The 2,390-nt window shown below is 58.8% G+C and carries 3 protein-coding genes; 2 read left to right on the forward strand and 1 reads right to left on the reverse strand.

Going from position 1 to position 2,390, the window contains the following annotated elements:
* Window positions 1-202 precede the first annotated feature (202 nt).
* Window positions 203-634 carry a thioesterase family protein gene (locus MDG893_RS20330; RefSeq protein ID WP_007155735.1) on the forward strand — a complete coding sequence of 144 codons (432 nt, stop codon included), beginning with the start codon at window positions 203-205 and terminating at the stop codon, window positions 632-634.
* On the opposite strand, the gene MDG893_RS20335 is transcribed toward MDG893_RS20330, so the two are convergent.
* A complete protein-coding gene (locus MDG893_RS20335) occupies window positions 635-1,909 on the reverse strand; it encodes an MATE family efflux transporter (RefSeq protein WP_050776536.1) in 1,275 nt (424 codons plus the stop codon).
* 108 nt (window positions 1,910-2,017) lie between these two features.
* On the opposite strand from MDG893_RS20335, the gene MDG893_RS20340 reads away from it, so the two are divergent.
* The coding region (locus MDG893_RS20340) for an AraC family transcriptional regulator (RefSeq protein ID WP_007155737.1) at window positions 2,018-2,390 on the forward strand (373 nt) is incomplete at its 3' end.

A 2,390-nucleotide genomic window follows, 5' to 3' on the forward strand; every position in this document is an offset into this window, starting at 1 on the left:
CCATGTGGCGCTTGGGCTCCGCCATCCATGGCTCCGCACAGTTTTGACAGTAGCCTCCCAACCTCTTTCATCGGGCAACGGCGAAGGCTGCCTGTAATAGTCCAAGATAACGAATGTTCGGTCGGCTGTCTCGGGGTGTAGGCATGGTTACAACCAAGTATCATTGGGTTCACAGAAAATTCCCTCACACAGGAACTCCGACTTGGCCCGTATCAAGCTTTCTTTCCCGGATGATGCTTTCTATTTTGAAACCAACATGCCGGTTCGGATCACCGATATCAATGGTGCCAACCACTTGGGTAACGATGCCCTGATCTCCATGCTGTCCGAAGCCAGGGCCCAGTTCCTAGTGAACTATGGTGTCCAGGAGGCCGACAACAACGGCGTGGGTATCATCGTGACCGACTTGGCTACGATGTACCAATCGGAGTCTTTCTTCCCGGAAATGCTCAGGTTCGAAGTGGGATTGATGGATTTCAACAAATACGGCGGGGATTTCGTGTTCCGGGTAACGAAGGCGGAGAGCGGGCAGCCCGTAGCACTGGCCAAGTACGGCTTCGTGTTCTTCAATTACCAGCGCAAATCGGTCGTGCCCATGCCGGATAGTTTCCGGGCCCGCTTTGGCGACGAGTGATCAGACTTGAAGGGTCAGCTTTCGGATACCCTGGCGGTAGAACAGGTACGCCATGGCTCCTGCCATCAAGTTGCCAACGAGTGCGCCACTCATCAGGCCGTTGATACCCCCGAGCTGGGCGCCGAGCCAAAGTAGCGGTAAAAAGCACAGGAACAATCGCAGGACCGACACCAGCAGCGCCCGCATGGCCAGCCCCAGCGCATTGCACACCGAAACCATCAGCATACAAATGCCCAGGCCGGTGTAGCTGAGCGGCACCCTGACCAGATAACTGCCCAGCACATCGCTGACGGCGCGGTCACTGGTGAACAGCTCCGAGACCAATCCCGAGGCGAGTAGCCAGATCAATCCAATGGCCAGTTGCCACACCACCACGAAACGGACCGCCAATCGCACGAGAACGCGAATCCGTGCAAGCTCACCGGCCCCAAGCATGCGGCCAATCATGGGCGGCATCGACATGGTCAGTGCCAGCACCACCACTATGGAGAAGAATTCCAGGCGAGTGCCCAGGCCCCAGGCAGCGACGGCGGCGGAGCCAAAGCCCGCCACCATGGCGGTGGCAAACATAGCCGAGGCTGGCGGCATCAGTTGGCTGACCATGGCCGGAGCCATGATGCCATTCAGTTGTTTCAGTGCCTGGCCGAGGGCCAGTTGCGAAAGGTCGAAACGTAGCCAGCCGGAACGCAGCAGTTTGGGGTAGATGAACAGGCAACCGATACCAAAGGCGGTCACGGTTGCCAGCGCAGCACCCTGCAGGCCCCAGCCAAAGACGAAGATATACAGCGGATCCAGGGCAATGTTCGCCAGGCTGGTGGCGACCATCATGTAGCCAGGGAGTTTGGTATCGCCATGGGAGCGGCACACGCTGTAACCAAAGTAGAGCATGGCGCCGGTCCAGGCGGAGAGTAGCCAGGGTATCCAGTAACTGCGGATCAACGGCAGCAGGCTCTGTTCGGCACCCAGGCCAGCCATAATCTGGGTTTGCAGCAGCCATAGGGCGATACACAGGATAATCACCAGAGTGGCGCCCACGGTGACGACGAGACCACCCAGGCGTTCAGCCCGGAGTTGGTCGCCAGCGCCTAGCGTTCTGGAGATGATGGCGGTGGTGGCGATGCCAAGGCCCACCTGCAGGCCGATGATGAGCTGCTGCATGGGCAGTGTGAAGCCCAGTGCCGCCAATGGGTCGCGGCCGAGCTGGCCAATGAAGGCGCTGTCGACGAGTTGGAAGGTCATCAGTGACAGTACGCCGAAGAGCATGGGCCAGGTCATGGTAAACAGCTGGCGCGGCAGGCTGGCGTGTGGGGTGGCGTTCGTCACGTTGGTGGCTTCGATTCCTGAACTTGTGCTTGGGGGCGCGATTCTAGCAGGTTTGTTGTCTTGGGAGGCGGTGAACCGGACCGGGTCGAACTCAGCGAGCGATACCACACCCGGGACCCGGTTCTGGCGCAGGCAGGCCAGTTACTGGCACTGAGTGACTGGCAGTCACCCGGTCAGTCCATGGCGATGGATCACCTCACCCAGTGGCTATTGCTACAGGTGGTTAGTCGCCATTCCAACGTTCAGCAGGCAACACCTTCCGTCACCGGACAACTCAGCACGCGTTACCGCCGATTGTTACAGGAACGTATCCGCACGCATTTGGACCAGACCTTGACCCTCTCAGAGATGGCAAGCTGGGTTAATCTGAGCCCTTACCATTTCACCCGTCTGTTCCGGGCGACCTTTGGCTGCGCACCCTATCAATATGTTC

Origin of the sequence: Marinobacter algicola DG893 (assembly GCF_000170835.1) — a bacterium.
Classification (GTDB): Bacteria; Pseudomonadota; Gammaproteobacteria; order Pseudomonadales; family Oleiphilaceae; genus Marinobacter; species Marinobacter algicola.